A 25,611-nucleotide genomic window follows, 5' to 3' on the forward strand; every position below is an offset into this window, starting at 1 on the left:
TTCTCAAAATCACTTTTATATCATAAGTTATTGTTAATATGCTTTATATAATCAAAAATAGTTATTTAATTTTCAGTTAATAATAAAAATAGCATAATAATGTTTTTATGCTGTTTAGGAAAAAATAAGAAAAGATAGTGGAAAGTATAATTTCCACCAAATTCAATAAAGCTATTTTGCTTCCTCCTGGCCCAGACGTTCCATGATGTTAGCTATATTAGCTTCCATTCTTTCAACTTTTTGTTTATATTCATTATTTTCCTTTTCCATCTGCATATATTCCGGAGATTTGATGGACAGTTTTTCAACATCAGTATTTATTGTAATGGCAGGCAGATGCTTGATATATTCATATTTCAAATCGTCAGGATTGATCATGAAGTAAGCCTGGTCGGTCTTGTTTTTGGCCTTTCCCTGCAAATCATTCACGTTATCCAAACTCATGCCGTCATTGTACAATGCTGAAGCATGGAATTTCCTAAGCATATGGCTTCTGAATCTGCTGTAATGTCCTACTCTACCAAGGCCAAGTTCATCATTGATTCTTTGGAAATATCCAATGAAATAAGATTCATACATTTTGAATAATTGACTTTCGGGAGTTACATTGTCAGTCCTTGTCAGAATATATGCATTGATGGCTTTAACAGCTTCAGGACTGCAGTAAGTAGTGTAATACTTGTTTGTTTTAATTCTCCTGAGGTTAAAGGTAGGTATCACATTGTCATTGTCATTCAAATAATCGATTATCTGATAGATGTCCATTCTTTTGTTCGGCAGATATTCTGATAAGGCATCGATATAGTCCTGAATTGTCAGACTCAATGTTTCAGCTCTGGCACAACCGCTTGAGCAAGAAAACAATATTATAGCTTTCATAACGGGTGGGGAAATTGCTAAAGCTTCCCTTATAATTTCCTTATCAGGCAAATCTTTATAATAGATTGATGTTGGTTTTTTCACAGCTTTCATGTTCAATCTTGGTAGAGGATTGATTTCGATGTCATAAAATCTGTAAAATTTTGAGACGGCAGACATATGTATTCTGACTGTGTTTATAGAATAGTTGTCTAAAAGGAATTGTCTGTATTTAAGCAATTTTGTTTTAACACGGCGGTGTTTCCATTTGACATTGTCTGCTTCTTCTTTTTCCGCTTCATCAAGCAGTTCCTGAAGGCTCATACCATTGAATTCACAATACTTCTTCATTACTGACCTATTCACTTTTCGTGTTTCGTGTGAATAGTTGTTTGTTATAAATATATTTTCAAGTAGCTCGTTATCCATACTTAACACTTTTATAATTTGATATTATAAAAGGTAGAGTGGGAGAGCATTTGATAAGTAATTGATATTTCCGATGGTATCATCATTTAATTGCTATTTAAATATTTGTCCCTGGAATTTATAGACATCACAGCTTTCATCCATCCAGCTATCAGTACTAATTCCTGCTTTCATGCAGGTGTGTTCTAAAAAGTCTTCTACACTAAATCGATTTTCAGTTGCTACTTGAGGTAACAATAAACCTCTTGAATAACCTTTCTGAATGATTAAACCATCTCTGCCAATTTCAATTTCATCAAAGTACTGGTTATAATGTGCTACTGGAATTAATTCAGGTTTTGTAAGCACGGTTACTTCCAAATCAAGTGTTTCTAATTCATCTAAACTAACTTGGGGAAATCGTGGATCGTTAACTGCAGCTGCAATAGCCACATCTATTGTAGCTTCAATTGCACTCATAATTGGTTCGGCATATCCGATACAACCTCTCAGATTACTGTTTTTGTTCAATGTTACAAAGACACCTAATTTTTCATCCAATTCAATTGGGTAGTCTTCACTTTTTTTAATTTTTTCACCAGTTTCTAAATATTGTCTGATCGCATTTCCAGCTAATTTAACTAAGTATTGTCCTGCTTTATCACTAATCATTATCCCATTCCTCCAACAAGTGCATTTAAAATTCTTGTATGGGGTCCACCATCACCTACAGGTGCAGTCTGACCATCTTTTCCACAGAATCCAACACTTAATTTAAAGTCATTTCCGACAGCATCTATGTTTTTCAATGTTTCTAATATGTTGCCGGATAGTGAAACATCTCTTAAAGGTGTTGTAATTTCACCATCTTTAATTAAATAACCTTCAGCAGCATTAAATTGGAAGATGCCTTTACCGGTATCCACTTGACCTCCTCTTGAACCTTTAAGATAAATTCCGTCTTGAATGTCTTCCAGCAATTCTTCAAAGCTATTGTCTCTAGGCTGTAGATATGTATTGCTCATTCTTACAATTGGCTGGTCTGCAATTAATGATCTTGCATTTCCTGAAGATTTCATATTTAATTTAGATGATGTTTCTCTTGAATTTAAAAGTGAAACCAATTTTCCATCTTTAACTAATTGATTTGGTGAAGTCTTCACTCCTTCAACATCATATGGATAATATCCAAATCCTTCTTTCAGACTTGCATCATCAAAAATATTGACAATGTCTGATGCAATTTGACAACCCATTTTATCTTTAAGGATAGAATCATTTTGTAAGATTAAATCCCCTTCAACTGCATGTCCTAATGCTTCATGGACTAAAACACCAGTTAATTCAGGATCTGCTATTACTGGAAAGTTTCCAGAAGGTGCAGGTTTTGCATCGAGTAATCTAACAGCTTTCTGACCAATAGTTCTTCCAAATTCTTCCAGGTCTTTATCAGATATTGCTTCAAATCCTTTAACTCCTCCGAGACTACCATGTCCAAATTGGATTATTTCACCATTTGTTGCAGATGCATTTAAAGCCATTCTTACTCTACTTGTTTTTACTTGGATTTCACTACCTTCACTGCTCATGAACAATTCATTGACTTCACTGTCTCCATAACTTACAGTGGTGCTGTTGACTTTATCGATAATTGCAGCGTCATTTGCTTGCTTCATAATGTCTTTTTTTTCTTCAATAGAAATATCACTAAATGGAATTTTAACGTCAACTGATATTTTATCTTTAATAATGTCTGTTTCACTTAGTTCGACGTCTCCTTTTAATGAGTTTGAAAATCTGATAGCTGTATCTGTTATTTCATTTATTTTAGATAAATCTGTTGTGTATGCAAAACCCCATGCTCCATTGTTTAACACTCTTACTCTTGCTGCTAAGCTCATTCCGGTGTTAATTTCATCTACATTTCCATCTTTCATTAATATTGAAGTGTTGTCTCCAATTCCTGCTCTGATGTCAATGTAGTCAATTTGTGAGCTTGTTTTTGCAATAACTTTTTCGAATAAATCAATATATTCTTCCATTTTATCACTCAAAAGATTAATCATTATTACTTATGAATTACATATTAAATAAAAGTTTTTTATATTTATGACTATAATTTAACAAGTTTTTTATATTATAAAATATAATTTAACAATTGTTATATTATAAAAGATAATATAGTACTTTATATAAACTATTTGATGGTGATGTTATGATTGTTATTGTAGGAACTGGTGCTGGTGGAGGAATATTGGCCCGTGAAATTGCAAAAGAAGGTATTGATGTAACAATTTTGGAAAAAGGACCATACATACATTCAAAAGATGCATTTAATTATTATGATACGTATTCTGGTGATGTTGATTTACTCACAACTACTTGCATTGGCGGTTCAACAATTGTATCCATGTCGAACATGGTAAGGGCACTTGATGATGAATTATTGGATTATGATATTGATTTATCTGATGCCTATGAATATGTTGAAGATTTGATTAATGTACATCCTATTGATGATTCTCATATTGGAAAAGGCACTAAGGCATTTTTAGATGCAGGTAATGAACTTGGCCTTCAAACAATGAAAATGCCAAAAGCAATTAGGGAAGAAGAATGTATTCAATGTGGAAAATGCGCATTCGGTTGTCCTGTTGATGCTAAATTTTCTGGAAAAGATTTCATCGATGAAGCAGTTGAATATGGTGCAGCACTGATTTGTGAAGCTGATGTTCGTGAAGTAACAAGTAATGATGGTGTTGTATATGGTGTAAAATATATTAAAGATGGTAAAGAAGAAATCATAAAGGCTGATAAGGTTGTATTGTCTGCTGGTGCAATTGGTTCAACTTTAATTTTAAGAAAATCCGGAATTTCCAAAGCGGGCCGTGAAATATTCTTTGATCCATTTGTAAGTGTTGGAGGATACTTAAAAGATGTTAACTTCAATAGTGAAGTACAAATGGCAGGTCTTATAATAGGTAAAAATTTTGTTCTGGCACCTCATTATTCCTCATTTATTCCGGGAAACATTGATGATGATTCAGTAACTGAAAATGATATCCTTAGTATAATGGTAAAAACCTCTGATGAATGTAAAGGCTATGTAACCGACGATGGTGATGTTGTTAAAATCAATACCATTCAGGATATAAGATATCTGGCTGAAGGAACTGCAACTGCAGGTTTTGTTCTAGAACGTGCTGGTGTTGATCCAAACACTATTGGTTCAACGGTGTATAGGGGAGCACATCCTGGGGGAACTGCAAAAATTGGTGAAATAGTAAACAGTAATTTGGAAACAGAAATTGACAATTTATTTGTCTGTGATGCAAGTGTATTGCCAATATCTCCCGGTAAACCTCCAATATTAACAATACTTGCATTATCTAAAAGATTAGCGGACTATTTAAAGAATTAGAAGATTATTCAAATTGTTTATAAATATCTTCTGTTTTTATTAATTTTTCACAATAGTGACATCTGACTACAGGAGGATTTTCAGTAACAACATTAAAAATTGTGGTTATTGGTTCATTTTCATAGTTAGTAATGCATTTTGGATTTGTACACTTAATGATTGATGTAATCTTTTTGGGCAGTACAATCTTATTTTTTTTAATAGGTTTAAAATCCCTAATAATATTAATTGTAGCTTCCGGGGCAATTAAAGCAACTTGATTAAGTTCTTCATGGCCCAATTCCCTATTTTCAATTTTTAGAATGTCTTTTCTACCAAGTTCTTTGGAAGACACATTCATAGCTACAGTGATATTTTTTGTTTCATTGTCCGGAAGACCTAATATTTTAAGGATGTGCAATGTTTTATTGGCTGTAATATGGTCGATAACAGTACCATTCTCAATAGCTTTGATTTTTAATTCGGATTTGTTGTTAGCCATTTAATCTACCTTGTATACATTTTTAAATCTTTCATTTCAATAACTGCTTCAGTGTCTGTAATTAATTTTTCAGAATCTTTATCTTTAGTTGCAATGGTGAAACTTTCAATTACTCTTGCTCCACGCATTTTTACTTTTTCTTCAAGTCTTTCGATATTTGTATCTCCACGACTGCCGTCCATAGTAGCAAATAAAATAACATCTTTTCCAGTTAAATTACACCTGTCTATTATTGTTAAAATTGCAGGAGTTGGATTTCCTGCCCATGTAGGTGTTCCAAAGATGATTGTATCATAATCGGTTAAATCAACTCTTGCAGGAGTAATATCTGTTTTACTTTCCCTAAATGCACTAATTGATGCAATGAATTTATTTTTAAATCCATTTCGATTTTTCAAATCTTGAATTCTTAATACATTTGCTCTTAGATTTTTTGCTAAAGTATGAGCTACTAATTCAGTTTTCCCACTTTGCGAATAATAAATTATTAGTGTAGCCATGTTTTTTTTCTCCTCAGTTTATTCAAGGATAAATACCTAAATGTTGTAACCCTAATTGTTCTTTAAGGCCAAGAACAATATTCATATTTTGAATAGCTTGACCTGATGCGCCTTTCACAAGGTTATCAATACAGGATAACATTACGATTCTACCAGTTTCATCAATCTCAAACCCTCCGATATGTACAAAGTTAGATCCTCTAACTGAACTTAAATGCGGAATTTCACCTTCATCCATAAGTTTAATAAAGTACTCGTCTCCGTATTCTTCTTCATATAATGATCTGATTTCATCAGGAGTAATGTCCAGATGTTCTTCTTTTAAGAAACTGTGACTTGTAGTTTGAATTCCTCTATTGACTGGTACTAAATGAGGGGTAAATGAAACTTTAACATCATCAAATCCATGTAATTCTTGCTGAATCTCTGATGTGTGCCTATGTGCAGAAATTTTATATGGATTTACATTGTCTGCAATATTCGGATAATGTGTAGTTCCGGAAGGGGTTACACCAGCTCCACTAACTCCAGATTTTGAATCAATGACAATTTTTTCAACCAAATCATTTTTAACAAGAGGATATGATGATAAAATTGCACCGGTTGGGAAGCATCCTGGATTTGATACCAAATTAGCTTTTTCAATTTCATCTCTGTATAATTCAGGAAGTCCAAAAGCACCTTTATTTTTTTTATCAGTATGTTTCATTCCGTACCATTTTTCATAAACTTCAGTATTGCGATATCTGTAATCTCCACTTAAATCAACTACTTTAGCGCCAGTTTCTAAAAGTTCTGGAACAATTTTCATTGATGCGCCATGGGGAGTTGCAGTAAAGATTACATCAGCATCTATATCAGATGGTTTCTTGTCTTTAAATACTAATCCTGTATCTCTGATATGGGGATGGGTTTTATGAACCGGCTGTCCGTCCAATTTTCTTGATGTAATCTCAGTCACTTCAACTTCCGGATGCACACTAAGCATTCTTAAAAGCTCTCCTCCGGTATATCCGCTTGCTCCTACGATTGCTACATTTTTCATTTTAATAATCTCCTAATTAGTATAATTCTCCAGTTTTATCTTTAAAATCTGTGTGTTTGATTCTTTTAATAATTTTACAAGTGCTGTCAAGTTCTCCAAACATATAATCCTCAACACGCATAGCTTTAGCATTAATTCCTCTTTTGTCTAGGGATTCTTGTAATTTATCAACATTGTGGTCTTGATCGGAACCTATTGCGATAATGTCAGGTTTAATTTCTTCAACGATTTTAAACATGTCTCCAGCATGTCCAAGATAGGCTTCATCAACAGGTTTAAGACTTTTAATCATCTCAAGTCTTTGTTCTTGGGGTATTATTGGTGTTCTTTTTCTTTTTTCAACAGTTGAATCTCTAGCTATTACAACTGCAAGAACAGCATCTTCTCCACCTAATTCCTTAGCCTTTTTGAGGAATAATACATGTCCTGGATGGAGTATATCGAATGTTCCGGTCGCCATTACTTTCATCAAATTACCTCTTTTGATATTTTAAAGCTTCAGTTAAATCAATTTTATCTTTATAAAGTGCAGAACCAATTACTATGCCGTCCACACCGCTTTCATTTAATTTTTTAATATCATCTATTGTTGTAATTCCTCCTGAATAAACAATAGGAATATCAACAGATTCTTTAAGCTCAACTACAGGATCTGTGTAAAATCCGCCTAAAAGTCCTTCAACATCAACATTTGTAAATAAGATACTTCCAGCTCCATATTCTTTAAATTCAGATGAAAGTTCAACCGGACTTTTATCAATTTTTTCCCGCCATCCTTTAATAACTACCTTATTGTCTTTACTGTCAAGTGAAATCATTATTCTATCTGATCCATACTCATCAGATAATTCAGTAATAGTTTCTGGGTGTTGAATGCCCATTGTTCCAATTATTAATCTTTCAATATCAAGGTTTAATAACTGACGAGCATAGTCCAAGCTTCTAATTCCACCACCAAGCTGAATTGGAATGCTGATTTCATTTAGGATTTTTTCAATAGTGTCCAAACTAGCAATACCATTAATTGTTCCATCTAAGTCAATAACATGAATATTACGGGCTCCTAAATCTTCCCAATGTTTTGCAACAAGTTCAGGATTTTCTAATTCTACCATTTCACTTCCAGGTTCGCCTTGAACAAGTTGTACACATTTTCCATTTTTAATGTCAACTGCAGGCATGATTAACATTTCATCTTTTTTAAATGACATTTGGATTTTTTCCTGTAAACTTTTATTATGATTTACCTTTTTGTTTTAAAATGTTTTATATGTATTGATTATATACTGATAGGTATGAATGAGAAACTCTATGAATTATTTGATGTTGTGTTAAAATCTGAATTTTCAATAAAAGAGTATGATGATAAAACGATTATTGAGTTGGGTGAAAACTCAAAATATGGAAAAATGGAAACTTATTCGTTATTTCCGGGTATTATTCTTGCTTATATTGATGTGAATATTGAAAACGTGGAAGATGTTTTCATTGAAGAAAAAATGGAGTCTAGATTGCTTGAAATTAATCATTGTGCTAGGGGCAGATATGCATATGCTGTCGGTGATGATAAAATAATTTACTTTGGACGTGGAGATTTATGTGTTAGCATTTATGATTTAACGAAATCATTATCGGAGTTTCCATTAGGTTATTATGAAGGATTGGAGATTTTCATTGATGTGGATATGGCTGATGAATACATTAAAGATTATGTTCCTGATTTTGATTTGATTGAATTTTATGAAACATTGGAGAAAAATAATGGGTTTGTATTGCTGAGAGCTAATGAAAAAATTGATCATGTAATTGGTGAGCTGTATGATGTTGATGAGAGAATTAAACAATCTTATTATAAGTTAAAATGTTTGGAATTGTTATTATTTTTTTCAATTACTAATTTTACTAAAACAGAATCGTTTTCTCTTTCTAAAAAACAGGTTAAAATTATTGAAAGTGTGAAAAACGATTTGACTGAGAATCTGGAAACTAAAATAACCATTGATCAGCTTGCAAATAAATATGGCATGAGTAAAACCACTTTAAAAAATTGTTTTAAGGAAATTTATGGAAAACCTATATTTAAATGGAGAAAGGAGTATAGATTGGATTATGCTTGTCATCTGATTGAGGAAGGCCATTATTCTATTAGTGAAATTTCAAAAATTGTTGGTTATTCTTCTCATTCTAAATTTAGTCAGGCTTTTAGGGAGTATGTTGGCTGTGCACCTTCAAAATATAAAAATTAATTAATGTCTTTTTGGCATATTTTTTGACTTTTTAGTTCAATCATATTTATATACTAATTTTAATTATATTTTATAATGTAAAATGGTTTATTTAAGTTATTTTTTAAAAAATACATAATATTAGTCTTTTAATTTATTTTTAGGATATTTTTAGGCTATTGTCTTTTTAGACCATTTTAAATTTTTAGGTATTCCTAAATTAACTTTTTAGGAGGTTTTTATGTCAAATAATCAAAATAAGAATAAATTCATACGATTGCTTAATTATTCGGGAAATTATAAATATTTAACTATTTTAGGTATGATTTTTTCAGGTTTAAGTGCAATTTCTCTTTTAGTCCCATTCATATACATATGGAATGTGGTAAATGCACTTTTAGTTGTAGCTCCAGACTTTGCTAAAGCACAGAATTTGGAAAGTTATGCGGTTGGTGCGTTTTTCTATGCATTTTTAGGGATTGCCTTAAACTTTTGCGGTTTAATGTGCACTCACTTATCTGCATTTAAAAATGAGAAAAACATGAAAGATGCTACTATCAATCATCTGTTAAATTTGCCTTTAGGTTATTTCTCAAACCACACTAGTGGCGGCTTAAGAAAAGTAATTGATTTTAGTACTGCAAAAACTGAAGGATTTTTAGCTCATAATTTATTTGATCTGGTAGGAGCAATAGTCACACCAATTGTATTTTTAATATTGTTATTCAGTTTTGATTTGTTGCTTGGATTAATATGTATTATTCCAATTATACTATGTTTCTTATTCATGTATCCAATGTTTTCTAAAGATTCACAAAACATTATGGCCCAGTATCAAAGTTACTTGGAAAAAATGAATTCTGAAGCGGTTGAATATGTAAGGGGAATTCCAGTTACAAAAGCATTCCAACAAACTGTATATTCATTTAGAAACTTCATTGATGCAATTAAAAATTACGGAAAATTCGCTGCAGATTATTCTCTATCAACACAACTTCCAATGACTGCATTTACAGTATCCATCAATGGATTTTTTGCTTTATTAATTCCTGCAGGCATATTAATTGCAGGAACTCTTGTTGATGTTAAATTTTTAGCTAATTTTATTTTCTATGTGATTTTCACACCGATATGTGCTGTGATGATGAATAAGATAATGACAATTTCACAAGATTGGATGCTTGCAAGTTATGCATTGGATGGTATTGAAGCTATTTTAAATGAAAAACCATTAGCAGAACCGGCAAACCCGCAGAAACCTAAAAATCATTCAATTAAATTTGAAGGAGTATTTTTCGACTATGAAGAATCAAACTCTGAAGAACATATATTAAATGATATTAATCTTAAAATAAACGAAAATGATTCTGTTGCGTTAGTTGGGCCATCAGGTGGAGGAAAAACAACTATTGCATCATTAATTCCAAGATTTTGGGATGTGGATGAAGGTTCAATTAAAATTGGTGAAGTTGATGTGAGAGATATATCAACAAAAGACTTAATGGAGAATATTTCTTTTGTATTTCAGAATACTAGGTTATTTAAAGATTCAATTTATAATAATGTAGCTATTGGCAAAAAAGGCGCTTCAAGAGAAGAAATTCTAAATGCATTAAGTCTTGCTCAATGTGATGATATTATTGATGAGTTGCCGGATGGAATTGATACAGTAATTGGAACAGAGGGAACTTATCTTTCAGGAGGTCAACAACAAAGAATCGCTCTTGCAAGGGCAATTTTAAAAGATGCTCCAATTATTATTTTAGATGAAGCAACTGCATTGGCGGATCCCGAAAATGAATACATGATTCAAAAAGCTATTTCGGAAATTACCAAAGATAAAACGGTTATAATGATTGCTCATAGGTTATCTACAGTTAAAAATGTGGATAAGATTTATGTGGTTGAAAACGGAAGAGTTGTGGAAGAAGGTAATCACAGTACTTTAGTTGAAAATGAAGGTCTTTATTCTAAAATGTGGGATGAATTCAACAGATCTATTCAATGGAAAGTTAAAAGTGAGGTGATATAATGTTATCTGAATTGTTTATTGAAAGATTTGGATTAACAAAAGAGGGTTCTGATAATTTAATTAAAGGAATTATTTACACTGCACTTCAAAATATTTCATTCATGTTTCCAGTTGGATTATATGCTGCACTGTTATATATCTGGATTAATCCTTTAATGGGTGGGGAAATAATCAGTCCTGATTTAGGAATATTTATTTTAGGCATTTTGATTATACTTGGAATTATATTTGCATTTTCATGGAAACAGTATCATTTTGTATATAATACAACTTATGTTGAAAGTACAAACAGACGAATAAATTTAGGTGAAAATTTAAGAAAATTGCCTCTTTCATTTTTTGAAAGAAGGGATTTAGCTGATTTAACTGCAACAATTATGAACGATTGCACTGATTTGGAACATGTGTTCTCACATGCAATTCCTCAATTGCTTGGTTCAATATTATCATTAATTTTAGTGTCCATTGGTCTTCTGATCTTTGACTGGAGATTAGCCGTAGCACTTTTATGGGTAGTTCCAGTATCATTTATAATACTGTATATTTCAAAAAGAATGATTTACAGAGGTAGTAAAATTGTAACAAATGATTTGCTTGAATGCGGAGATTCAATGCAGGAATGTATAGATTCAATTCGTGATTTAAAATCATATAATTATGAAAATGAGTATTTATCTAAATTAAATGATATTACCAGCAAAATAGAAAAATCAAGAATTAAATCAGAATTAATGCTTTCAAGTGGAGTTATTACTGGAAAAGTAATTTTAAATCTTGGAATAGTTTCTGTCATATTATTAGGTTCAAATCTAATCATGAATGGTCAGGTAACAATTTATACTTTTTTAATATTCCTGATAGCTTCTGCAACTATTTATGCTCCAGTTGAAAATGGATTAATGTTTTTGTCTGAAATATTGATGATGGATATTAAAATTGAAAGAGCAAAGGAAATAGAAATGCTTGTTACAGAAGAGGGTCTTAAAGATTATTCTCTTGATGGTTATGATTTGGAATTTAGAAATGTTAAATTTAACTATGATAATTTAAAAGATGTTTTATCTGATATTGATTTTATTGCAAAACAAGGTGAAGTGACTGCACTTGTCGGACCTTCAGGAGGAGGTAAATCAACGGTTTCAAAACTCGCAGCAAGATTTTGGGATCCGGTTTCTGGTGAAGTTTCAATTGGAGGGCAAAATCTGGCAGAATTGGATTCAGAAAAACTCCTTGAAAACTTTTCGATTGTATTTCAGGATGTAATTTTATTTAATAATACAATCATGGAGAATATTCGTGTTGGAAAAAAAGATGCAAGTGATGATGAAGTGATTAATGCAGCAAAACTTGCAGAATGTGAGGAATTCGTTCAAAAACTTCCGAATGGATATAATACTATTATCGGTGAAAATGGTGAGTTATTATCCGGAGGTCAGAGACAAAGAATTTCTATTGCAAGAGCTTTACTTAAAAATGCCAATATTGTCCTTTTAGATGAAGCAACTTCATTTTTGGATGTTGAAAATGAATCTAAAATTCAAAAGGCTATTTCAACATTAATTAAAAATAAAACGGTCATTATCATTGCACATAGGATGCGTACAATCGCAAATGCAGATAAAATCGTTGTCTTGGATGATGGTAGGATTGTTGAGCAAGGTTCACCAGATGAATTGCTTGCTCAAAATGGATTATTTAAACATATGGTTGAATTACAAAAATTAAGCGGTAAATGGGAGATATAATTTCCCAATATTTATTTTTATATTAAATTAATTAGGAGGAAAAGTTATGAGTGAAATATTAAATGTGAAAGATTTGATTACTGTTGGTATTTTTTCAGTGATTATGGTGGTATTGATATTCCTGTTTGGAATGTTGGGATATATTCCAATATTGATGTTGGCTCTTCCGATTATTGCTGCATTAATATGTGGAGTTCCATATATGCTGTTTTTAACAAGAGTAACAAAATTTGGAATGGTGACATTGCTGGGTTTAGTTTTAGGAATTGTAATGTTTTTAAGTGGTCACACATGGGTGCCTATTGTAATATTTACGTTATTTGCATTTGTTGCAGATTGCATATTAAAAATGGGCGATTATTCATCTGTTAAAAATTCAATTATTAGTTATAGTTGTTTTATAGTAGGTATTATGGGTAATATGCTACCATTTTTTGTTTTAAGGGATTATTTCATTGGATCTATACGTAATTCAATGGGTAATGATTATGTGAATGTGATTGCACCATTTTTAAATTATGAAGTTTTTATAATTCTAGTTATTTTAACATTTATTTTTGGTTTAATAAGTGCATATCTTGGTAAAATAGTATTGAAAAAACACTTTGAAAGAGCGGGAATAGCTTAGGTGATTTTGTGGAATTAAAACTAAATAATAATCCTGGTTTAAATGTGGATCCTAGAACAAAAATCATTCTTCTGATTATTATAAGTTTCATGGTTTTTAATGAGGCACCGTTATATGTTAGCGGTATTCTAGTTTTAATTCCATTTTTCTGTTTATTTTTTTCAGATTATAAAAAAGTAGCCTTAATTTATATTGCAGTATATTCAATGGCCATTTATGTTCAAATTTATTTGATTCCGACATCTACAGGTATCTTATCTATAATCTTGATAACTTTTAGTTATACCTCATCTAGGATGTTGCCTATTTTCATGATGGGGTATTATACAATATCTTCAACAAAAGTTAGTGAATTTATAACTTCAATGGAGAATATTAATGTTCCAAAAGAGATTATTATTCCTCTTTCTGTAGTTTTCAGATATGTGCCATCAGTTTATGATGAAATCAAATCAATAACTAATGCAATGAAAATGAGAGGTTTTGGTTTAACAGTTAAATCTTTAAAATCTCCTTTGAAAATGATTGAATTTTATATGATTCCTATTTTAATAAGTGCTGTTAAAACAAGTGATGAATTATCAGCAGCGTCTCTTACAAGAGGGCTTAGTAATCCTAGAAAAAGAACGCATTTACTTGAAGTTAAATTTTCTAAAATAGATTATTTTTTAATTATGATTGCGGTTATCGGGTTTATAATTTTTGCATATTATTTTATAGGAGGTCATTAATTGATAAATATTAATAATGTTTCATTTTCATATAATGATGATATTAATTTGGAAAATATTAATTTAAACATTAAAAAAGGTGAAGTTATTTTACTTTGTGGCGAATCTGGCTGCGGAAAAACAACACTGACTCGTTTTTTAAATGGACTTATTCCAAATTTTTTTGATGGAAATAGAAAGGGTTCAGTATATATGAATGGCAATCTGATTGATGAGATGAAGATATATGAAATATCGGAATATATAGGATCGGTTTTCCAAAATCCTAAAACACAATTTTTCAATGTGGATACAACTTCTGAACTGGTTTTTGGATGTGAAAATTTAGCTATTGATAAAGATGAAATTGAAAGAAGATTGGAAATGGTTGTCAATGATTTTGATTTGGAACATTTATTAAATAAGAATATTTTCGAATTGTCCGGTGGTGAAAAACAAAAAATAGCATGTGCATCTGTTTCTGCGGTTTTTCCGGATATATTGGTTTTGGATGAACCATCTTCCAATTTGGATTCTCAATCAACTTGGTATCTGGGAGAAATAATTAAAAAATGGAAATCACAAGGAAAGACGGTTATTATCGCTGAACATAAATTATTCTTTTTAGAAAATGTTGTTGATAAAGTAATTTTCATAAAAAACGGTAGAATTACTAATATTTGGCCAATTTCAGAATTTAAAAATATTTCTCATAAAGATTGGGGTTTACGGCAATTGAATTTAGGGAATTTAACTGCAAAATGTGGTGAATATTATTCCAATGCTCAAGAATTTTTAGAATTTAAAAATTTTAAATTTAAATATAAAAAAATCCCTGTGTTGGATATGGGTAATTTTAAAGTACCTAAAAATGAGATAATTGCTATTATTGGAAAGAATGGTGCTGGAAAATCTACCTTTGCGAATTGTTTGTGCGGTCTTAAAAGATCATTCAACGGTGAACTTATTTTTAATAATAATTCTCTAAAAAGAAAAGATAGATTGAAAAAGAGTTATATGGTTATGCAGGATGTTAATCATCAATTATTCACTGAAAGTGTTCTTGATGAAGTATTGTTGAGTATGGATGAAGAAGATATTGATTTTGCTGAATCTATTTTGACTAATTTGAATTTAATTCATCTAAAGGATGCTCATCCAATGGTTTTATCTGGCGGTGAGAAACAAAGAGTTGCTATTGCTTCTGCTATTGCTTCTAAAAAGGAAATATTGATTTTCGATGAACCGACAAGTGGACTTGACTTAAATAATATGATGAAAGTAAGTGAAAATTTAAAATATCTTCAAAGCTTAGGGATGACTTCTTTTATTATAACCCATGATTTTGAGCTAATAATGGAAGCATGTTCCCATATCATTCATCTGGAGGATGGAAAATTAATTGGAAATTATAAGATTAACGGAGAAAAATTAAGTGAGTTTTTTTTAAATTAAATTTTTCTATTTATTTTAAAAGGCATTATACAACCTAATATTTTAGGTATACCTAAATTTAAATACTTTATTTGATATATAGTAATGTAGATAATTAATATATAGGAAGGCAATAATAATGAGTACAATTATTGAATTTAAAAATGTGTGTAAAGAATATAAATCTGGAGATCACATTTTAAAAGCTATGGATAATGTTAATTTTACAATTGGTGAAGGGGAGTTTGTTGTAATTCTTGGGCCGTCAGGTGCAGGTAAATCCACACTATTAAACCTTTTAGGAGGTCTTGATAGTGTTACTTCAGGTCAGATTATTGTTAATGATAATCATGTTGAATCATTCACTGACAATCAATTAACTGAATACAGGGCTAAAAATGTTGGTTTTATCTTTCAATTTTATAATTTGATTCCAAATTTGACTGCTTTGGAAAATGTGGAATTAATGAAAGATATTGTGGATGTAAAAATCAATGGATTGGATGTTTTAAATTCAGTTGGCCTAGAAGATCATGCTAATCAGTTTCCTGCACAATTATCCGGTGGGGAACAGCAGAGAGTATCTATTGCAAGAGCTGTTGCTAAACAGCCTACAATGCTTTTATGTGATGAGCCTACTGGTGCACTTGACTCAAAAACTGGTGTTTTGATCTTAAATTTACTTCAGGACATGAGCAATAACAAGAATACTACTGTGGTTATTGTAACTCACAATGCTATTTTGGCGGATGCTGCTGATAAAGTAATTAGGATTAAAAACGGTCAAATAGAAAGTATTGCTATAAATGAAAATCCGAATAAGGTTACTGATTTGGAATGGTGAGTATATGCTTGCAAAGAAGATGTTAAGAGACATCAAAAAGCATAAAACTCAATTTTTATCTATTTTTTTAATGGCATTTTTAGGAGTATTTGTGTTTGCTGGTGTTGGCGGGGAATCAGTCGGGCTTGAAGTAAATGTAAATAATTACTATAATGATACTAATTTAGCTGATGGTTGGATTTATTCACCTAATTTGGATATGAATTTTATTGATGATGTGAATAATTTAACTCCAACGACTCAAAGTGAGAGACAACTGGTTTTAGATTCGATTGCGGATTTTTCAAATAATCCTGAGATTAAACTGCATTTTATCGAGAACAATACTATATCTAAATTTTATTTGATGGATGGTGAACCATTGAATATCAGTGATGAAGATGGGGTGTGGCTTGATAAAAGTTTTGCAGATGCTAAAAATTTGAAAGTGGGCGACAATATTACTTTTGAGTTTAACGGATTTAAAATCAAAAAAGAAATTAAGGGAATCGGATATTCGCCGGAATATGTATATCATGCATCAACTTCATCAGTAATACCTGATTTTAACAAAATTGGTTTTGCTTACATGTCTTATAAAGCATTTCCTACAGATAATATTCCATATAACGTTTTAAATGTAAAATTTACCGGATCTCCTGAGGAATATAATAATTTATTGTCTGATAAACTTGATGGGGAGTATAATTCATTTGTTGAACAGTCTGAACATTCAAGTGTTTCTCAATTTTCAGAAGAAATTAATCAGCATAAAATGATGGGGGATATTTTTCCTGTTGTATTTATATTGATTGCAATGCTAATCCTTTTAACAACAATGACTAGAATTATTGCACATCAACGAACTCAAATTGGTATTTTAAAAGCAAGTGGATTTACAAATAAATCAATCATGATTCATTATGTTTCTTACGGTTTCTGGTTAGTTTTGATTGGTTCTATTTTAGGTTTAATTATTGGGCCTGTGACATTGCCTCAGCTATTTTATCCATCAATGAGTTCAACTTACAAATTACCTTCATGGAATCCCGCATGGAGTATGGATTTTGTTTATGTTGCTGTTGTTATGATTATAATGTCTCTTTTAGTATCTTATTTTGCAGTTAGAAGCATTTCAAAGGAAAATCCTGCAGATACAATTAAGCCAAAAATTCCTAAAATTTCATCATCAGGTTTAGTTGAAAAAATAGGATTCTGGAAACATTTATCTTTTAATTCTCGTTGGAATTATCGTGATGCTAAAAGAAATAAATTCAGGGCATTAATGACAATAATTGGAGTCATTGGTTGTACTGCACTTCTAGTATCAGCATTCGGGATGTATGATGGAATGAATGATTTAAAGGAATGGGAATTTAATCAGATAAATCATTATGATTCAAAATTAGTCATTGATAATGACGCATCCTTATCCGAAATTGATGATGTTGCCCGTGATGTTGATGGGGATAAAATAATGGAATCAGCTATTGAAATTGAATCGGATTCGGCTAAAAAGTCAGGGTCTCTGATAGCTTTAAACCACACGGATTTGATAACACCAACAGATTATGATTGGAATAAAATGGAAATAGGAGATGATGAAGTTTCTATTTCACAAAAAATGGCTGACATGTTGGATATCAGTGTTGGGGATACTGTAAAATGGCATATTATTGGTTCGGATAAATGGATTAAGACAAAAATTGATAAGATTCATGCAGATCCGACATCACAGGGAATTGTAATGTCTTCTGATAAACTAGAAAATCTTGATTTAAATTACACTCCCACAAGCATTGTTACTGAACAGCATGTTGATAAGAATTATTCTATTATTAAAACAGTTAACTCAATGAAGGATATAACTTCTAGCTGGGATGAATTAACAGAATCAATGTGGCTATTAATTTATATATTGATATTTTTTGCATCCCTTCTGGCTATTGTTGTACTTTATAATTTAGGTTTGTTATCGTTTACAGAAATCGAACGTGAAATAGCAACTCTTAAGGTTTTAGGATTCAAAACAGGTTCATTAAGGAAACTTCTGTTAACACAAAACTTATGGTTTACTTTTGCAGGATTTATATTGGGGCTTCCTGTTGGTTATTATGTATTAAAGATGATGTGGGATTCTTCAGGAGATTCATTTTACATATTGCCTTCAATATCTCCTATGAATTTTATTCTAACTGCGACAATAACATTTACTTTATCGATACTGGTAAATCTAATGTTTTCACGTAAAATTAAGAAGTTAAATATGGTTGAATCCTTAAAAAGTGGGGAATAGGTTTTATACCTATTTCTACTTATTTAGTTACAAAATATTTAAAAATACATAATTTCAAATTATTATTCAAGGTGATTCGATGGCTAAAATTACTGCAGACTCAAAATATATGGAACTTTTAAATAAATATCCTTTACTTAAAAGAGATTTATCTCAAAAAAACTGGAAATTCGAATTTCTAGTAACTCCAATGGGAAAAATCTCATTATGGGAAGCTAATCTTGAAGAAGTAAGTAAACATGCTGAATTGAGTGTTGATGAGACAGTTACTTTATTTCAAGACTTAGTTGATTCATACTAATTTTTTTTAAATCTTTAAATTTAAATCTTATTTTGTCCATATAATGTATTATGTCGTTATCTAAAAAGATGTTAAGGGATATAAGAATCAATAGAACCCAATTTATTGCAATATTTCTCATGGCATTTTTAGGTATTTTTGCATATTGCGGAATCTGTAGTGAATATTATGGATTGGAACAGACAAGTGCGGATTTTTATAATGAAACTAATCTGGCTGATGGTTGGATTTATAAAACCAGTTTTGATAATGCAGATTTGGATAAAATAAATAATCTGGCAATGCAAACAGAAAGACAACATGTAATTTCATCTGTTGGGGAATTTGATAATGATCCTGACATTACACTGCATTTTGTTGAAAACAATACAATTTCTAAATTTCATGTTTTCCAAGGAAAAGATTTTGATATTAATGATGAGTCCGGTGTCTGGTTGGATAAGCGTTTTGCTGATTCAAAAGAGTTAAATGTCGGAGACAATATTACTTTTAAATTTGATGGGAAAACTATTGAAAAAGAGATTAAAGGTATTGGATATTCTCCCGAGTATGTTTACGAGTCATCGGCTACTTCAATTACTCCAAATTTTGAGGATGTTGGTTTCGCATATTTGTCATATAAGTCATATCCAGATAATGTTGAATTTAATCGTTTACTGGTTAAATATAATCAGTCAGATGATTCTTTTAAAGAAAAGCTTGATGATTCAATTAGCTATTTGTCATTTACAAAACAGGAAGACCATGTTAGTGTGGCACAATTTAGTGAGGAAATGGCGCAACATAAAATGATGGGGGATGTTTTTCCAATTCTTTTTATTCTGATTACATTTTTAACACTTTTAACAACAATGACAAGGGTTGTAACATATCAAAGGACTCAAATTGGAATCTTAAAAGCAGTTGGTTTTAAAGATAGGACAATAATTTTACATTTCATCTCTTATGGATTTTTCCCAGTTCTGATAGGTTCTATTTTGGGACTTATTGCAGGACCGATGGTTATTCCAAAGATGTTTTATCCATCAATGACTACTCGTTATACTTTACCTTCATGGAATCCCGGTTTTGATATGAGTTTTGTTTATGTTGCAGCAGCACTTGTGATCTCTTCAGTTATTGTTACGTATTTGACTTGCAGACGTATTTCAAAAGAAAATCCTGCAAATACCATGAGGCCAAAGGCTCCAAATGTATCCTCAAATAGCTTTTTTGAAAAATCTAAATTATGGAATCATTTAAGTTTCAATTTCCGTTGGAACTGGAGAGATGCAAGAAGAAATAAATTCAGGGCATTAATGGCAATTATTGGTGTTATGGGTTGTGTTTCATTATTAATCGCAGCTTTTGGTATGAATGACAGTATGGATGATTTGAAAACTTGGGAATATGATGACATTAATCATTTTGAGTCAAAATTAGTGATTTCTAATAATGCATCTCAGGAAGAATTGTATTATGTAATTAATGGAACTAATGGCAGTTTTATAATGCAGATGCCTATTGAAATTAAATCGAACAATCATGAAAACACGGGTGTACTTTTAGTTTCAAACAATACCGACTTGATATCTTACACGGATAGTAATAAAAATCCAATTGAAATTAAGGAAGGGGATATTTCAATTTCAACAAAATTGGCTCAGGATTTTAATTTAAGTATTGGTGATAAAATTAAATGGCATATTGTTGGAAATGATGACTGGGTTAAATCAGAAATTGGTCAAATTCATGCAGAACCTATTTCACAAGGTTTAATAATGTCTCCCGATACTTTAGAAGATGAAGGTTTAAATTTTACACCAACCAGTATTCTAACTTCAGAAAAATTCGGTGAAAATATCAATTCAATTAAATCTGTATCTACTCTTGAAGACATGGAGGAAAGTTGGAGTGAGATGACTTCTTCTGTTATGATGATGGTTTATGTTATAACTGTTGTTGCATGTCTTTTAGCTATTTTAGTCCTTTATAATCTTGGAATTTTATCATTTACTGAAATGGAAAGGGAAGTTGCAACTTTAAAGGTTCTTGGTTTTAAAACAAATTTCTTAAGAAGATTGTTGTTGACTCAGAATCTGATTTTTACAGCTATTGGTTTTATTTTAGGAATCCCTCTCGGATTCTATTTCATGACATTGATGATGGATGCTGCAGGGGAATCTTTGTATTATGTTCCTATGTTGACTTGGGGAAATATAATGCTGTCTGCTGTGATAACATTTTCAATATCAATTGCAGTTAATTTAATGTTTTCAGATAAAATTAGAGATTTGAATATGGTTGAAGCTTTAAAAGATGTAGAATAAATAAAAAAAGTACTTTAAAGAATAAAAATTCTTTAAAGATTAAGTTATGCTTTCAAATCCTTTAGTTGCAAGTAATTTTGTAAATGATCCTTGTGGTTCCATTATGATATTTCCATTGGAATATTCTTTTAGTGCTGTTTGAACCATTGTACTTTTTTTAACAGGATCTTTAGCTGTATTAGCAAGTGCTTTAGCCAATACCATTACCGCATCGGATCTAGACATTGTTCCTTGAACATGTTCATTTCCTGGATATCCATTATATGCATCGTTTTGACGAATGATGTCTGTTGCACTAAGGTTTGTTTCAGTACCATTTATTTTAAGTGGTCTGATTGAATCAATAATGCTGTCAATACCTTTATCATAAACAACAACTACTGCATCAGCATGCATTCCTGTACGAACTTCTACAATTTCCTTTGCATTTTGCATACCTTCACCCAGTCCATTCCATAGACAGTCGTGAAGCATCATTGGTCCTTGAAGGCCTCCAGGTGCTGATTTTGTAGGGTGTGTCATTCCACCAGGATATATTGGTGTATAGTTTTTAAGTGAACCGTTTTCTAAACGGATCATGAATGCCATATCTACTCCACCGTTTGGCTGTTCTTCTTTATCAGATGCTAATACTAATATATTCTTAGTTTCATGAGATAAGTCAGGTGTCATAAATAATGTACCTACAATAAACGCTACCAATCCTAAAAGGATTACAAGAAGGATGGCAATAATTAGTTTTTTGCTTCTTTTCATTATATCCACTTACCTAAAATTAAATTTACTATATTTATTTTTCAAAATAAGTTTAAAAATAAATTTTATATTATTATTATGTTCTATTGAGTTATATATATTTTAAGAATTATCGGCTATTTTCTATCTTTTTTCTTTCTATTCTGAAATTTTATTTTTAGGATTATTTTTCATAAATTATAAAGCATATGTTTAAAAAACTTTTAAGTAGGTGATTTTATGGAAGATGTTTATGATTGGAAAGGGATTAATGGGCAAATTATGACTTTTAAAAAAGAAGTGGTGATGCTAAAAAGATTACTTATATTGGATCACCGGGTGTATGCACTCCTTTTGCCGAGTTACTGGCTTATTCTGTGAGGGATAAAGAGAATCATTTTATTCCTTTGGTAAATGTTGATGACTGTCATAAGTTTGAATCTAAATATTATGGTATGGTTCTAAATGATGAAGTTTCAGATCCTCATGATTCTGATGTTGTTGTTCTGTTAGGCGGGCTATCAATGCCAAAATACAATTTAGGTACCGGGGAATTAAATGATTTAATAAAAGATATTTTAAAAGATGATGGTCAAATTATTGGAGTTTGCTTTATGAACATGTTTACTAAAGTTAATTGGTTAGATAAATTTGACTTTGATTGTGTCATTGACGGTAATTTAGTTGGGGTTGTTAAAAAATAACTTCACTTTTATTTTTTAAAATAATATATCATGATATCATGATATGAAAACATTTAAATACATAAACATATCATAATATGTAAATATATAATATGTGTGATGACTATGGAAAATAATAATCTTGGAAATAAGGATGATTTGTGTGAAGTTTTTGATTCTCATGAAGATGTTGTAAATCGTGTAAAAGAACGTATACCTGATGAAAGTGATTTTACTGAACTATCTGAATTCTTTAAAATATTTGGAAACCCAACAAGATTAAAAATTATTTCCCTGCTTAGTATTGAAGATTTATGTGTATGCGATATCTGCGAAGCGCTTGATTTAAATCAAACCACGGTTTCAAATCAATTAAGAATACTGCGTGCGAATAATATTGTCAAATACCAAAAAGAAGGTAAAATGGCAAGATATTCTCTCACAGACCTTCACATTGAAATGATTTACAAAGTAGGTTTGGAACATATATTAGAATAATTTTTAATTGGTGATACTATGGTAAAAAATAGATGTTATGATGCTGATTGTGATAAAGATAACTGTCACAATCCAGAACATTACAATTATATCTGTTTTGATCCAAATTGTGATGAAATTAAATGTAATGATTCTGATCATTATGATAAACAATTATTAAGAGATTATCAAAAAAATACAGATTTAAGTGTTTATGATCATGGAGAAGAGATAGATTATGATGAAGATGTTGATATAAGTCTTTGTGGTTGTCCTGATTGTGCAGACGACCATGATCACGATCATGATCATCACCACGATCATTCTCATGACCATCATGAACATGATGAGGATGATTCATGTTCTGATGAAAGTTGTAGTTGCCATGACCATGATGAGCATGACCATCATGACCATGATGATGTTGATATAAGTCTTTGTGGTTGTCCTGATTGTGCAGATGATGGCCATGAACATGGTCATGGAGATGAAGAATTGTTGGCTGAAGGAAAACCATTAATTGCTAATAGGCCAATACAAATCATTGTTTCAAGCGGCATATTGTTTGTTTTAGGTCATGTTTTTGAATGGTTGTCATTTAGCCCTGCAGTTGTTACAATAATTTATATGTTAGGTGCTTTAATTGCAGGTTATGAAATAGCTGTTTTAGCATACAACTCATTAGTTAAAAGACATACTGTTGGTCCGGCAATGCTTATGTGTGTTGCATGTGTAGCTTCATTTATTATTGGGCATCCTGAAGAAGGTGCTGCAGTAACATTTTTATATTACATAGCGGAATTTTTAGAAGATTATGCGGAACATCGTGCTAAACGTTCTATTAAGTCTTTAGTTGAAATTGCTCCTGAAACTGCAAGGGTAAAATTAAATGATTCTGAGGAGTTAAGAAATGTTGATGATGTTGATATCGGTGAGATCGTTATTGTAAAACCTGGAGATAAAGTTCCTTTGGATGGTGAAGTTGTTTTAGGATCTTCATCAATTAACCAATCTTCCATTACTGGTGAAAGTGTTCCAGTTCTAAAGGAAACTGGTGATGAAGTATTTTCTGGAACTGTTAATGAAGATGGTTACTTGGAAATTGCGGTAACTAAAAAGGCTAAGGATTCTGTTATTTCAAAAATTGTCACTTTGGTTAAAAGATCTCAACTCAACAGGTCTGAAACCGAATCATTAGTTGAAAAAGTTGCTAAATATTATACTCCAATCATGATGGTTGCAGCTATTTGTGTTGCATTAATTCCATCGTTTGTATTTGGTCAAAACTTAGTTGATTGGGTTTATAAAGCGCTTTCACTTTTAGTAATTTCATGTCCATGTGCATTTTTAATCTCAACACCGGTAGGTATGGTATCTGCTATTACCTCAGCTACTAAAAATGGTGTTTTGATTAAAGGCAGTACATATGTTGAAGAGATGCGTGATGTAAAAGCAGTCATCTTTGATAAAACTGGTACTTTAACAGAGGGAAAATTAATTTTAAGTGATGTTGAAGTTCTGGATGAAAACTTCTCAAAAGAAGATATTATCAGGATTGCAGCATCTCTGGAAAATCAATCTTCCCACCCAATTGCACAGGCTATTGTAAATTATGCAACAGTAAATGGTATTAAATTTAGTGAAATTAATGACTTTAAGAATGTTCCGGGAAAGGGCATTGTAGCTAATATTGGGGAAGAACAATACTATGCGGCTAATGAATCATTAATAGAGGATGGGTCATTTGAAGTTTCAAGAGATGAAATTAATAGATATTCAGCTGAAGGTAAAACAATTGTATTTATTGGAAACTCAAAGAATGTTTTAGCCATTATTACAGTATCTGATAAAATTAGACCAAATGCTCATGAGGTAATTTCTGATTTAAAAGAACAAGGTGTACAGACAATCATGCTCACCGGTGATAATAAACTTGCCGCAAAAAGTGTGGCATCTGAAATCGGAATGGATTATGTGTATTCTAATCTAATGCCTGAAGATAAACTAAACATTCTGGATACAATTAGAAACAAGTTTGGTGATGTGGCTATGGTTGGGGATGGCATTAATGATGCTCCGGCTCTAGCACGTGCAAATATTGGTATTGCAATGGGTGCTGCAGGTTCTGATGTGGCTATTGAAACAGCGGATGTTGCATTAATGCAGGATGATATTTCAAAACTCCCATACCTGTTCACTTTAAGCCGTAAAACAATGGGTATTATTAAACAGAATATTACTGTGGCTATTGCAGTTAAATTGTTATGCGTAATACTTGCAATCTTAGGCATCATTACATTGATGATGTCTGTAGGTTTTGGGGATTTAGGACTGACAATGCTTGTTATCTTAAATTCCTTTAGAATTGGAATGGTGAAAGATCCACTATTCTAATTTTTACTTTTTGAATTAGTTAAAAATGAATTTGATAAATTTAGGATTATTCAGGATAAGCTATGCAAATCTGATTATAATGAATTTGAAGAAAAATTGGGAAATT

The 25,611-nt window shown here is 31.2% G+C and carries 24 protein-coding genes; 15 read left to right on the forward strand and 9 right to left on the reverse strand.

Features of this window, described 5'->3' with window-relative positions; all coding sequences use genetic code 11:
* Positions 1 to 171: 171 nt before the first annotated feature.
* The 3 genes from EDC42_RS04050 to EDC42_RS04060 form a co-directional block, all read right to left on the reverse strand.
* Positions 172 to 1,287, reverse strand: coding sequence for a tyrosine-type recombinase/integrase (locus EDC42_RS04050; RefSeq protein WP_069574447.1), 1,116 nt, complete (start codon positions 1,285 to 1,287; stop codon positions 172 to 174).
* Positions 1,288 to 1,380: 93 nt separating this feature from the next.
* Positions 1,381 to 1,938 (reverse strand): TIGR00296 family protein, encoded by a 558-nt coding sequence (locus EDC42_RS04055; RefSeq protein ID WP_069574448.1) that lies wholly within the window; start codon positions 1,936 to 1,938, stop codon positions 1,381 to 1,383.
* Positions 1,938 to 3,308 carry a TldD/PmbA family protein gene (locus EDC42_RS04060; RefSeq protein ID WP_069574449.1) on the reverse strand — a complete coding sequence of 457 codons (1,371 nt, stop codon included), beginning with the start codon at positions 3,306 to 3,308 and terminating at the stop codon, positions 1,938 to 1,940. Before EDC42_RS04060 ends, EDC42_RS04055 begins: the two co-directional genes overlap by 1 nt.
* Before the next feature lie 173 nt (positions 3,309 to 3,481).
* Here EDC42_RS04060 and EDC42_RS04065 point away from each other — a divergent pair, with 173 nt between their 5' ends.
* The gene (locus EDC42_RS04065; RefSeq protein ID WP_069574450.1) at positions 3,482 to 4,687 is read left to right on the forward strand and encodes a GMC family oxidoreductase N-terminal domain-containing protein; all 1,206 of its coding nucleotides are present in this window, start codon (positions 3,482 to 3,484) and stop codon (positions 4,685 to 4,687) included.
* Positions 4,688 to 4,691: 4 nt separating this feature from the next.
* On the opposite strand, the gene pyrI is transcribed toward EDC42_RS04065, so the two are convergent.
* From pyrI to hisA, 5 genes are read right to left on the reverse strand one after another with little or no spacing between them, the layout of a single operon-like run.
* Positions 4,692 to 5,168, reverse strand: a complete 477-nt coding sequence (gene pyrI, locus EDC42_RS04070) for an aspartate carbamoyltransferase regulatory subunit (protein ID WP_069574451.1) — start codon at positions 5,166 to 5,168, stop codon at positions 4,692 to 4,694.
* 5 nt (positions 5,169 to 5,173) lie between these two features.
* Positions 5,174 to 5,668 carry a flavodoxin family protein gene (locus tag EDC42_RS04075; RefSeq protein ID WP_069574452.1) on the reverse strand — a complete coding sequence of 165 codons (495 nt, stop codon included), beginning with the start codon at positions 5,666 to 5,668 and terminating at the stop codon, positions 5,174 to 5,176.
* Positions 5,669 to 5,690: 22 nt separating this feature from the next.
* Positions 5,691 to 6,713, reverse strand: a complete 1,023-nt coding sequence (gene argC / locus EDC42_RS04080; RefSeq protein ID WP_069574453.1) for an N-acetyl-gamma-glutamyl-phosphate reductase — start codon at positions 6,711 to 6,713, stop codon at positions 5,691 to 5,693.
* Between the two features lie 16 nt (positions 6,714 to 6,729).
* Positions 6,730 to 7,185: an adenylyltransferase/cytidyltransferase family protein gene (locus tag EDC42_RS04085; protein ID WP_083234840.1), complete on the reverse strand. Its 456-nt coding sequence runs from the start codon at positions 7,183 to 7,185 to the stop codon at positions 6,730 to 6,732.
* A 1-nt stretch (position 7,186) separates the two neighbouring features.
* Positions 7,187 to 7,924: a 1-(5-phosphoribosyl)-5-[(5-phosphoribosylamino)methylideneamino]imidazole-4-carboxamide isomerase gene (gene hisA, locus EDC42_RS04090; RefSeq protein ID WP_069574454.1), complete on the reverse strand. Its 738-nt coding sequence runs from the start codon at positions 7,922 to 7,924 to the stop codon at positions 7,187 to 7,189.
* An 84-nt stretch (positions 7,925 to 8,008) separates the two neighbouring features.
* On the opposite strand from hisA, the gene EDC42_RS04095 reads away from it, so the two are divergent.
* From EDC42_RS04095 to EDC42_RS04140, 10 genes are all read left to right on the forward strand, one after another.
* Positions 8,009 to 8,959 carry a helix-turn-helix domain-containing protein gene (locus EDC42_RS04095; protein WP_233144870.1) on the forward strand — a complete coding sequence of 317 codons (951 nt, stop codon included), beginning with the start codon at positions 8,009 to 8,011 and terminating at the stop codon, positions 8,957 to 8,959.
* A 220-nt stretch (positions 8,960 to 9,179) separates the two neighbouring features.
* Entirely contained in the window at positions 9,180 to 10,970 is a 1,791-nt protein-coding gene (locus EDC42_RS04100; RefSeq protein WP_069574456.1) for an ABC transporter ATP-binding protein, read from the forward strand.
* Positions 10,970 to 12,715, forward strand: a complete 1,746-nt coding sequence (locus tag EDC42_RS04105; RefSeq protein ID WP_069574457.1) for an ABC transporter ATP-binding protein — start codon at positions 10,970 to 10,972, stop codon at positions 12,713 to 12,715. Before EDC42_RS04100 ends, EDC42_RS04105 begins: the two co-directional genes overlap by 1 nt.
* Positions 12,716 to 12,761: 46 nt before the next feature.
* Positions 12,762 to 13,343, forward strand: a complete 582-nt coding sequence (locus EDC42_RS04110) for an MptD family putative ECF transporter S component (RefSeq protein WP_069574458.1) — start codon at positions 12,762 to 12,764, stop codon at positions 13,341 to 13,343.
* Positions 13,344 to 13,351: 8 nt separating this feature from the next.
* Positions 13,352 to 14,074, forward strand: a complete 723-nt coding sequence (locus EDC42_RS04115) for an energy-coupling factor transporter transmembrane component T (RefSeq protein ID WP_069574459.1) — start codon at positions 13,352 to 13,354, stop codon at positions 14,072 to 14,074.
* A complete protein-coding gene (locus tag EDC42_RS04120) occupies positions 14,075 to 15,508 on the forward strand; it encodes an ABC transporter ATP-binding protein (protein WP_069574460.1) in 1,434 nt (477 codons plus the stop codon). It begins immediately after the preceding gene.
* 118 nt (positions 15,509 to 15,626) lie between these two features.
* Positions 15,627 to 16,331: an ABC transporter ATP-binding protein gene (locus EDC42_RS04125; RefSeq protein WP_069574461.1), complete on the forward strand. Its 705-nt coding sequence runs from the start codon at positions 15,627 to 15,629 to the stop codon at positions 16,329 to 16,331.
* 4 nt (positions 16,332 to 16,335) lie between these two features.
* A complete protein-coding gene (locus EDC42_RS04130) occupies positions 16,336 to 18,606 on the forward strand; it encodes an ABC transporter permease (RefSeq protein WP_069574462.1) in 2,271 nt (756 codons plus the stop codon).
* A gap of 79 nt (positions 18,607 to 18,685) precedes the next feature.
* Positions 18,686 to 18,907, forward strand: a complete 222-nt coding sequence (locus EDC42_RS04135; protein WP_069574463.1) for a hypothetical protein — start codon at positions 18,686 to 18,688, stop codon at positions 18,905 to 18,907.
* A 50-nt stretch (positions 18,908 to 18,957) separates the two neighbouring features.
* A complete protein-coding gene (locus tag EDC42_RS04140) occupies positions 18,958 to 21,216 on the forward strand; it encodes an ABC transporter permease (RefSeq protein WP_069574464.1) in 2,259 nt (752 codons plus the stop codon).
* Positions 21,217 to 21,255: 39 nt separating this feature from the next.
* Here the strand turns inward: EDC42_RS04140 and EDC42_RS04145 are convergent, their stop codons facing one another.
* Positions 21,256 to 21,972 (reverse strand): DUF4012 domain-containing protein, encoded by a 717-nt coding sequence (locus EDC42_RS04145; RefSeq protein WP_069574465.1) that lies wholly within the window; start codon positions 21,970 to 21,972, stop codon positions 21,256 to 21,258.
* Between the two features lie 219 nt (positions 21,973 to 22,191).
* Here EDC42_RS04145 and EDC42_RS09460 point away from each other — a divergent pair, with 219 nt between their 5' ends.
* From EDC42_RS09460 to EDC42_RS04160, 4 genes are all read left to right on the forward strand, one after another.
* Positions 22,192 to 22,332: a hypothetical protein gene (locus EDC42_RS09460; RefSeq protein WP_158005581.1), complete on the forward strand. Its 141-nt coding sequence runs from the start codon at positions 22,192 to 22,194 to the stop codon at positions 22,330 to 22,332.
* Positions 22,317 to 22,655, forward strand: coding sequence for a DUF2124 family protein (locus tag EDC42_RS04150; RefSeq protein WP_233144872.1), 339 nt, complete (start codon positions 22,317 to 22,319; stop codon positions 22,653 to 22,655). The genes EDC42_RS09460 and EDC42_RS04150 overlap by 16 nt, the downstream gene beginning before the upstream one ends.
* Before the next feature lie 105 nt (positions 22,656 to 22,760).
* Positions 22,761 to 23,132: an ArsR/SmtB family transcription factor gene (locus EDC42_RS04155; protein ID WP_069574466.1), complete on the forward strand. Its 372-nt coding sequence runs from the start codon at positions 22,761 to 22,763 to the stop codon at positions 23,130 to 23,132.
* Between the two features lie 18 nt (positions 23,133 to 23,150).
* Positions 23,151 to 25,505 carry a heavy metal translocating P-type ATPase gene (locus EDC42_RS04160; RefSeq protein ID WP_083234842.1) on the forward strand — a complete coding sequence of 785 codons (2,355 nt, stop codon included), beginning with the start codon at positions 23,151 to 23,153 and terminating at the stop codon, positions 25,503 to 25,505.
* Positions 25,506 to 25,611 lie beyond the last annotated feature (106 nt).

Source organism: Methanobrevibacter gottschalkii DSM 11977 (assembly GCF_003814835.1).
In the GTDB taxonomy this organism is placed as follows: Archaea; Methanobacteriota; Methanobacteria; order Methanobacteriales; family Methanobacteriaceae; genus Methanocatella; species Methanocatella gottschalkii.

Excerpts from the sequence above, each read along its gene's own strand:
- EDC42_RS04110 (WP_069574458.1), top strand. The coding sequence starts at position 12,762 with ATGAGTGAAATATTAAATGTGAAAGATTTGATTACTGTTGGTATTTTT.
- EDC42_RS04075 (WP_069574452.1), bottom strand. The coding sequence starts at position 5,668 with ATGGCTACACTAATAATTTATTATTCGCAAAGTGGGAAAACTGAATTA.
- EDC42_RS04125 (WP_069574461.1), top strand. The coding sequence starts at position 15,627 with ATGAGTACAATTATTGAATTTAAAAATGTGTGTAAAGAATATAAATCT.
- EDC42_RS04065 (WP_069574450.1), top strand. The coding sequence starts at position 3,482 with ATGATTGTTATTGTAGGAACTGGTGCTGGTGGAGGAATATTGGCCCGT.
- EDC42_RS04060 (WP_069574449.1), bottom strand. The coding sequence starts at position 3,308 with ATGGAAGAATATATTGATTTATTCGAAAAAGTTATTGCAAAAACAAGC.
- EDC42_RS04135 (WP_069574463.1), top strand. The coding sequence starts at position 18,686 with ATGGCTAAAATTACTGCAGACTCAAAATATATGGAACTTTTAAATAAA.
- EDC42_RS04105 (WP_069574457.1), top strand. The coding sequence starts at position 10,970 with ATGTTATCTGAATTGTTTATTGAAAGATTTGGATTAACAAAAGAGGGT.
- EDC42_RS04100 (WP_069574456.1), top strand. The coding sequence starts at position 9,180 with ATGTCAAATAATCAAAATAAGAATAAATTCATACGATTGCTTAATTAT.
- EDC42_RS09460 (WP_158005581.1), top strand. The coding sequence starts at position 22,192 with ATGGAAGATGTTTATGATTGGAAAGGGATTAATGGGCAAATTATGACT.
- EDC42_RS04050 (WP_069574447.1), bottom strand. The coding sequence starts at position 1,287 with ATGGATAACGAGCTACTTGAAAATATATTTATAACAAACAACTATTCA.
- EDC42_RS04055 (WP_069574448.1), bottom strand. The coding sequence starts at position 1,938 with ATGATTAGTGATAAAGCAGGACAATACTTAGTTAAATTAGCTGGAAAT.
- EDC42_RS04095 (WP_233144870.1), top strand. The coding sequence starts at position 8,009 with ATGAATGAGAAACTCTATGAATTATTTGATGTTGTGTTAAAATCTGAA.
- EDC42_RS04140 (WP_069574464.1), top strand. The coding sequence starts at position 18,958 with ATGTCGTTATCTAAAAAGATGTTAAGGGATATAAGAATCAATAGAACC.
- EDC42_RS04145 (WP_069574465.1), bottom strand. The coding sequence starts at position 21,972 with ATGAAAAGAAGCAAAAAACTAATTATTGCCATCCTTCTTGTAATCCTT.
- EDC42_RS04160 (WP_083234842.1), top strand. The coding sequence starts at position 23,151 with ATGGTAAAAAATAGATGTTATGATGCTGATTGTGATAAAGATAACTGT.
- EDC42_RS04155 (WP_069574466.1), top strand. The coding sequence starts at position 22,761 with ATGGAAAATAATAATCTTGGAAATAAGGATGATTTGTGTGAAGTTTTT.
- hisA (WP_069574454.1), bottom strand. The coding sequence starts at position 7,924 with ATGTCATTTAAAAAAGATGAAATGTTAATCATGCCTGCAGTTGACATT.
- EDC42_RS04130 (WP_069574462.1), top strand. The coding sequence starts at position 16,336 with ATGCTTGCAAAGAAGATGTTAAGAGACATCAAAAAGCATAAAACTCAA.
- pyrI (WP_069574451.1), bottom strand. The coding sequence starts at position 5,168 with ATGGCTAACAACAAATCCGAATTAAAAATCAAAGCTATTGAGAATGGT.
- argC (WP_069574453.1), bottom strand. The coding sequence starts at position 6,713 with ATGAAAAATGTAGCAATCGTAGGAGCAAGCGGATATACCGGAGGAGAG.